5 protein-coding genes are annotated in these 6981 nt (G+C 75.2%); 2 read left to right on the top strand and 3 right to left on the bottom strand.

Annotated elements, in window-relative coordinates:
• Window positions 1-54: 54 nt before the first annotated feature.
• Window positions 55-651 carry a cysteine hydrolase family protein gene (locus tag SSNG_RS28860; RefSeq protein WP_007267465.1) on the bottom strand — a complete coding sequence of 199 codons (597 nt, stop codon included), beginning with the start codon at window positions 649-651 and terminating at the stop codon, window positions 55-57.
• A gap of 113 nt (window positions 652-764) precedes the next feature.
• Between SSNG_RS28860 and SSNG_RS28855 the strand changes: the two genes are divergently transcribed.
• Window positions 765-1751 carry a helix-turn-helix domain-containing protein gene (locus SSNG_RS28855; protein WP_042802169.1) on the top strand — a complete coding sequence of 329 codons (987 nt, stop codon included), beginning with the start codon at window positions 765-767 and terminating at the stop codon, window positions 1749-1751.
• Window positions 1748-4549 carry a SpoIIE family protein phosphatase gene (locus SSNG_RS28850; RefSeq protein ID WP_007267463.1) on the top strand — a complete coding sequence of 934 codons (2802 nt, stop codon included), beginning with the start codon at window positions 1748-1750 and terminating at the stop codon, window positions 4547-4549. The genes SSNG_RS28855 and SSNG_RS28850 overlap by 4 nt, the downstream gene beginning before the upstream one ends.
• A gap of 18 nt (window positions 4550-4567) precedes the next feature.
• Here the strand turns inward: SSNG_RS28850 and SSNG_RS28845 are convergent, their stop codons facing one another.
• Together SSNG_RS28845 and SSNG_RS28840 are read right to left on the bottom strand one after the other, a co-directional pair.
• Window positions 4568-6664, bottom strand: coding sequence for a SpoIIE family protein phosphatase (locus SSNG_RS28845; RefSeq protein ID WP_007267462.1), 2097 nt, complete (start codon window positions 6662-6664; stop codon window positions 4568-4570).
• Between the two features lie 138 nt (window positions 6665-6802).
• On the bottom strand, window positions 6803-6981 hold a 179-nt coding region (locus SSNG_RS28840), incomplete at its 5' end, for a DUF3574 domain-containing protein (RefSeq protein WP_042802167.1).

The raw sequence follows: 6981 nt of genomic DNA, 5'->3' as shown, positions 1-6981 counted from the left end.
CGGAGCCCCTGGGAACGGGCGAAGGGCGGGTAGGGGACCTCGCCCGCGCAGCGGTCAGGCCGGTGCGGCGGCGGCGAGCAGTTCGGCCGTGGTCACGATGCGGGCGAAGCCGCCGCCCTGGAGGTTGACCGCGGTGGCAGTGGCCAGTTCGGCGGCGGTCAGGGACAGGCCGCCCGGGCCGGCGAGGTCGAAGGTGTGGGTGGCGTCCAGCGGGACCAGCACCTCGTAGCCGAGGTTCCCCGCCATCCGGGCGGTGGTCTCGACGCACATGTTGGTCTGGATGCCGGTCACGACCAGCTGGCGGATGCCGATGCGGGTGAGCCACTCGGCCAGGTCCGGGGTTCCGTAGAACGACGAGTTGACGGTCTTGGTGACCAGCAGGGCCTCCTGGCCGCGGCGGTCCTCGACGAAGTCCTTGAAGGCGTGTCCGGGGTGGGCCGGGGCCAGTACCGAGCCGGGCCGCAGCGAGGCGTGCTGCACCAGGACCACCGGGCGGCCGGCCTCCCGCCAGGCGTCCATGAGGGCCGCGATGTTCCCCTCGGCGTCGGGGTTGTCGCGCTTCCCCCAGAAGGCGGTGTCGTCGAAGCCCTTCTGGACGTCGATCACGAGCAGGGCGCTGTCGGCGGCGATCTCGATCGCGTTCTCTGTCATGGCTCCATCGTGTCCGCCCGGCCGCGCCCGCCCCAGGGGCCCCGGGGCCGCGAACCGATGGGATCCTGCCAGTCTGGCAGTACCGCCCTTCCGGGCTCTGGCACAGTGGCCCCATGCAGCGCGTCGCCATCGTCGCCCAGCCCGGGATCCGCAGCTTCGACCTCGCCGTCATCACCGAGGTCTGGGGCCCCGACCGCAGCCGCACCGGAGTGCCCGTCTTCGAGCTGCGCCGCTGCGCCCTGGACGAGGGGCCGATCACCTTGCCGGGCGGGCTGACCCTGATGCCCGACCGGGGCCTGGACTGGCTCGGACAGGCCGACCTGATCGTCGTACCGGCACTGGCCGAACCCGCCGACCCGACGCCCGAGCCCGTCCTCGCCGCCCTTCGTACCGCGCACGCCCGCGGGGTGCCGGTGGCCGCGCTCTGCGCCGGGGCGTTCGTCCTCGCCGAGGCCGGGCTGCTGGACGGCCGCCGGGCGGTGACGCACTGGTGGCTGGCCCCGCAGCTGGCGGCCCGCTACCCGGCGGTGCTGGTCGAGGAGGCCCCGCTCTTCGTGGAGGACTCCGGGCTGTGGACCTCGGCCGGGGTGGCCTCCGGGATCGACCTGTGCCTGCACCTGGTCCGCGAGGCCCACGGCGCGGAGGCCGCCGCCGCCATCGCCCGCTCTATGGTGACCGGCCCCTTCCGCACCGGCGACCACGCCCAGTACCTGGACCGGCCCACCCCGGCGGCGGACCGCACCGCCGAGGCGCTGGCCGCCGTGAGGCAGCAGGCGCTGCGCCGGCTGCACGAGCCGCTGGACGTGGCGACCCTGGCCCGCTGGGCGGGCATGTCCCCGCGCTCGTTCGCCCGCCACTTCACCTCGGCCACCGGCACCACGCCGCACAGATGGCTGCTGAGCCGCCGCCTGGACGAGGCCCGCAAGCTCCTGGAGCGCACCGACCATCCGGTGCCCGAGGTGGCCCGGCGCGCCGGGTTCGCCAGCGAGGTCACCTTCCGCCAGCACTTCGGCGCCTCCTTCGGGCTGAGCCCGCGCGCGTACCGGGCGGCCGCGGCCACCGCTCCCGCGGGCGGCGACAGTGTTAGAAATGGCTCATGACCGGACGTTCGGGTCGGCACAGGGAGACGCGGCCCGCCAGCCTGCCCGCACGCCTGTGGGCGGCCCGGAACAGCATCGCCGGACAGGTCTTCTCCGTCACCGCCGTCATCGTCCTGGTGCTGATCACCGCGGCCGCGCTGGCCCTGGTGTTCCAGGCCCGCTACGACAGCGAGCGGAGCGCCCGGGACCGCTCGCTGGCCGCCGCCGAGGCCTTCGCGCACGCCCCCGGCCTGCCCGCGGTCCTGGCGTCCGCCGATCCGACGGCCGCCCTCCAGCCGCTGGCGGAGGGGGCCCGCCGCGGCTCGGGGGTGGACTTCGTCGCCGTCATGACCACCGACGGGGTCCGCTACACCGATTCCAGACCCGAGCTGATCGGGCAGCGCGCCACCGGGGACCTCGCCCGCGCGGCCGCCGGGGAGTCCTTCACCGAGGTGTTCCGGGGCGACCCCAGTGACGCCGTCCGCGCCGTGGTCCCGGTACGGGACGCGCGGGGCACCGTCGTAGGGCTGGTCTCCACCGGCATCGAGGTGGAGAACGTGGGCCACGCCGTGGAGGGCCAGCTCCCGCTGCTGCTCGGCGCGGCGGCGGGCGCCCTGCTGCTGGGCACGGGCGGCGCCGCGCTGGTCAGCCGCCGGCTGCGGCGCCAGACCCGGGGCCTGGGCGCCGTGGAGATGGCCCGGATGAACGAGCACCACGAGGCGGTGCTGCACGCCGTGCGCGAGGGCGTGCTGATCGTCGGGGCCGACCACCGGCTGCTGCTCGCCAACGACGAGGCCCGCCGGTTGCTGGACCTGCCGCCCGACGCCGAACAGCGGTACGTCGGCGACCTCGGCCTGGACCCGCGCACCACCGAGCTGCTGCTGTCGGGGCGGGTCGCCACGGACGAGGTCCACCTGGCGGGCGACCGGCTCCTCGCCGTCAACGTACGGCCCACCGAGCCGTTCGCCGGGCGGCCGTCGGGCAGTGTCACCACCCTGCGCGACACGACCGAGCTGGCGGCGCTGTCCGGGCGCGCCGAGGTGGCCCGGGAGCGGCTCCAGATGCTCTACGAGGCGGGCGTGCGGATCGGCACCACCCTGGACGTGGTGCGGACGGCCGAGGAGTTGTCGGAGGTGGCGGTGCCGCGCTTCGCGGACTTCGTCACCGTCGAGCTGCTGGAACCGGTGCTGCGCGGGGACGAGCCCTCGCCCGCGGCGGGGGCGCACACCCGGATGCGCCGGGCGGCGATGAGCGGGACGCGCTCCGACCAGCCGCTCCAGCCGGTCGGTGACGTGATCCGCTTCGACGTGCCGACGGCTCCGATGGCGACGGCCCTGGCCGCCGGGCACGCGGTGCTGGCCGCCGACCTGCACGCGGCGATGGGCTGGCGGGCGCAGGACGAGGCGGGGACGAAACAGGCCCTGGACTACGGGTTCCACTCGCTGATCTCCGTACCGCTCCAGGCCCGGGGCGTGGTGCTGGGCATGGCCAACTTCTGGCGGGCGGCGGACACCCCCGAGGCCTTCGACGAGGAGGACCTGTCCTTCGCGGAGGAGCTGGGGGCGCGGGCGGCGGTGTCCGTCGACAACGCCCGCCGTTTCACCCGCGAGCACGCCACCGCCGTTGCCCTGCAGCGGAGCCTGCTGCCCCGGGTGCTGCCGGAGCTGAGCGCGGTGGACACGGCGTTCCGCTACCTGCCGGCGACGGCGGGGGTGGGCGGGGACTGGTTCGACGTGATCCCGCTGCCGGGGACCCGGGTGGCCCTGGTGGTGGGCGACGTGGTGGGGCACGGGGTGCACGCGGCGGCGACGATGGGCCGGCTGCGGACGGCGGTGCACAACTTCTCCACCCTGGACATGCCGCCGGACGAGCTGCTGGGCCACCTGGACGAGCTGACCGACCGGATCGACCAGCTGGAGGACGGGGAGTCCGGCGCGGGCGCCGGGGGCGGCCCGGGCCTGGCCGGGGAGGCGGAGGAGCCGCCGGCCGGGATCACCGGCGCCACCTGCCTGTACGCCGTCTACGACCCGGTGTCCGGGCACTGCACGATGGCCAGCGCCGGGCACCCCGGGCCCGCCCTGGTGCACCCGGACGGGCGGGTGGAGTTCCCCGAGCTGCCCACCGGGCTGCCGCTCGGGGTGGGCGGCATGCCCTTCGAGACGGCGCGGCTGGTGCTGCCCGAGGGGAGCCGGCTGGTGCTGTTCACGGACGGGCTGCTGGAGGACCGCCACCGGGACTTCGACAGCGGGCTCGCGCTGCTGAGCGAGACGCTGTCGCGGCCGGGCCGCAGCCCCGAGCAGGCCTGTTCGGACGTGCTGGCGGCGATGCTGTTCCCGGTGCCGGGCGACGACATCGCGCTGCTGGTGGCGGACACCCGGCGGCTGGAGCCGGACCGGATCGCGGAGTGGGAGGTGCCCGACGATCCGGCGGCCGTCTCCCGGGTGCGGCGGGAGGCCGCCGCGCAGCTGCTGGACTGGGGGCTGGAGGAAGCTTCCTTCACGGCGGAGCTGATCCTCAGCGAGCTGATCACCAACGCCATCCGGTACGGCAACGAGCCGATCCGGGTCCGGCTGCTCCGCGACCGGGCGCTGATCTGCGAGGTCGCCGACGGCAGCAGCACCTCCCCGCACCTGCGGTACGCGGCGACGACGGACGAAGGCGGCCGGGGCCTGTTCCTGGTGGCCCAGTACGCCGAGCGGTGGGGCACCCGCTACACGGAGCGCGGCAAGGTCATCTGGGCGGAGCTGTCGCCGTCGGGCGGCGAGGCCCAGGTGCCGCTGGAGATGGACCTGGACTCCCTGGAGGACCTGGCCTGGTGAGGCCCGCCCGGCACCCCCTCACGGGGTGCGGGAGGTGGGGGAGGTGCGGGAGGTGCGGGAGGTGCGGGCCAGCAGGACGGCCACGTCGTCCTGCGGGGCCTCGGGCAGCAGCCGGGCCAGGACGTCGTCGCAGAGCTCCTCCAGCGGCCGGTCCGCCCGGCGCAGGGCCCGGGCGAGGCGGTCCATGCCCTCGTCGAGGTCCCGGTGGCGGCACTCGATCAGCCCGTCGGTGTACAGGGCGAGCAGGGTCCCGGGCGGCAGCGGGACCTCCTCGGTGCGGAACTCCCGCCCGCCGGTGCCCAGCGGGGTGCCGGGCGGCCCCTGGAGGAAGGCGACCCGTCCGTCGGGGGTGGCCACGGCGGGCGGCGGGTGCCCGGCGCGGGCGACGACGCAGCCGCCCGCCACCGGGTCGTGGACGGCGTAGACGCAGGTCGCCATCTCGTCCTCGCCGAGGTCGGCCACGACGGCGTCGAGGGAGCGGAGCATCTGCGCGGGCGGTACGTCGTGGCGGGCGAGGGTGCGTACGGCCGTGCGGAGCTGGCCCATGACGGCGGCCGCGTGGATGCCGTGGCCCATGACGTCGCCGATGACGAGGCCGGTGCGGCCGCGGGGCAGCTGGATGACGTCGAACCAGTCGCCGCCGACGTCGTGGTCGCTGGCGGGCAGGTAGCGGCCGGTGAGTTCCAGGCCGGGCACCTCGGGGAGGGCGCTGTTGGTGAGGCTGCGCTGGAGGGTGAGGGCGGCCTGGCGCTGGCTGGTGTACATGCGGGCGTTGTCGATGTTGAGGGCGGCCCGGGCGACGAGTTCGTCGATGAGGACGCAGTCCTGCGCGTCGAAGGGCTCGCGGGAGCGCAGCCGGGTCACGGCGACGGCTCCGAGGACCTTGCCGCGGGCGACCAGGGGCACCATGCGGGCCGATCCGAGGGTGGCGAGGTAGTCGCGCAGGGCGTCGGCGCGGGGGTCGGTGATCAGTGCGGGGATGTCGGAGACGTACAGGTTCATGGGCACGCCCTCGGCGATGACGCGCTCGTAGACGGTTCCGGCGGGGATCTGGAAGGTCTGGCCCGGTGCGAGGCGGGAGGTGGGGGCGGCGGGGTCGGGGAAGGTGGCGGCGAGCCTGCGCAGCACCCCGTGGGTGGAGGCGGCGGCGACGGCGCTCTCGTCGGGGTCCAGGACGGCTTCGAGGAGCTGTACGTCGGCGGAGTCCGCGAGCTGCGGGACGAGCAGGTCGGCGATCTCCTGGGCGGTGCGGCCCAGGTCGAGGGTGGTCCCGATGCGGGTGCCGGCCTCGGCGAGCAGGGCGAAGCGGGACCGGGCCCGTTCGGCCTCCAGGAGGGCCCGCTGGCCCTCGGTGATGTCGATGAGGGAGGCGATCAGGCCGAGGGCGCGGCCGCTGCCGTCGAGGAGGGGGGCGTAGGAGCAGGACCAGGTGCGGTCGTGGTCGGGGTCGGCGGGGGTGCGGCCGGTGCGGCGGACGTCGACGACGGCGGTGCCCCGCTCGAGCACCTGGCGCATCGTGTCCTCCAGGGCGGTGGCGTTGACGCCGGGGACGACCTCGCTGAGGCGCCGGCCGAGGTGTTCGGCGGCGGGGACGCCGTTCATCCGGGCGAGGGCGTCGTTGACGCGCAGGAAGCGCAGGTCGGGGCCCAGGGTGGCGAGGCCGATCGGGGACTGGGTGAAGAGGCTCTGGAGGGCGGCGAGGGAGTCCCGCATGCGCAGGACCTCGGAGGTCTCGACGGCGATGAGCATGGCGCCGGTGCGGCCCTGGGGGTCGGCGGCGGGGACGATCCACATCTCCATGGCCACCCGGTGTCCGTCGCGGTGGCGTACGGGCAGGGTGCCGACGACGGTCTCGCCGGCCTGGACCCGGCGGGTCAGGTCGTCGGCGAGCTCGCGGTTGGCTTCCGGGACGAGCACGGCGGTGCCGGGGCGGCCGAGGATGTCCTCGGGGCGGTGGCCCAGCAGGTCCTGGGCGGCCAGGGACCACTCCACGACGCGGCCGTCCGCGTCCTCCCGCCACAGGGCGATCGGGAGCAGTTCGCGCAGTACGCCCGCGTACCCGACCGCCGCCGCCGGCGGGTCGGGCACCTTGCTCGTCGACTGGTACGTGTCCAATGCACCGACCTCACCCCGAGGGGGCCTGATTCGTACCGATTCACCCTATCCGAGCCCCCGGCGCGGGGCGCTCCGCGCGGTCCGGGCGGCGACGGGGAAGGGCCCCGGTCCGGGTGCACCGGACCGGGGCCCCGCCAGTCAGAAGTCGACCTGGGAGCGGACGTCCTCCCGGCCGACCGATTCCAGCTCCCACATCGTGCAGTAGGCGCGGCGGATGTACTCGATGTCGGCGTTCCGGGCGCGGGCCTCGCGCACCGGGTACATGACCGTCAGCTCGTACGATCTCTCCCGGTTGATGTCGCCGTCCTTGTCACGCC

The organism is Streptomyces sp. C (genome assembly GCF_000158895.1).
Lineage (GTDB): Bacteria > Actinomycetota > Actinomycetes > Streptomycetales > Streptomycetaceae > Streptomyces > Streptomyces racemochromogenes.
Note: the sequence above shows the minus strand (reverse complement) of the source record. Positions and strands in the feature narration are given on the sequence as shown.

What these genes read in the sequence shown, in the direction of transcription:
- SSNG_RS28860 (WP_007267465.1), bottom strand. Translation starts at nt 651, where the DNA reads ATGACAGAGAACGCGATCGAGATCGCCGCCGACAGCGCCCTGCTCGTG.
- SSNG_RS28855 (WP_042802169.1), top strand. Translation starts at nt 765, where the DNA reads ATGCAGCGCGTCGCCATCGTCGCCCAGCCCGGGATCCGCAGCTTCGAC.
- SSNG_RS28850 (WP_007267463.1), top strand. Translation starts at nt 1,748, where the DNA reads ATGACCGGACGTTCGGGTCGGCACAGGGAGACGCGGCCCGCCAGCCTG.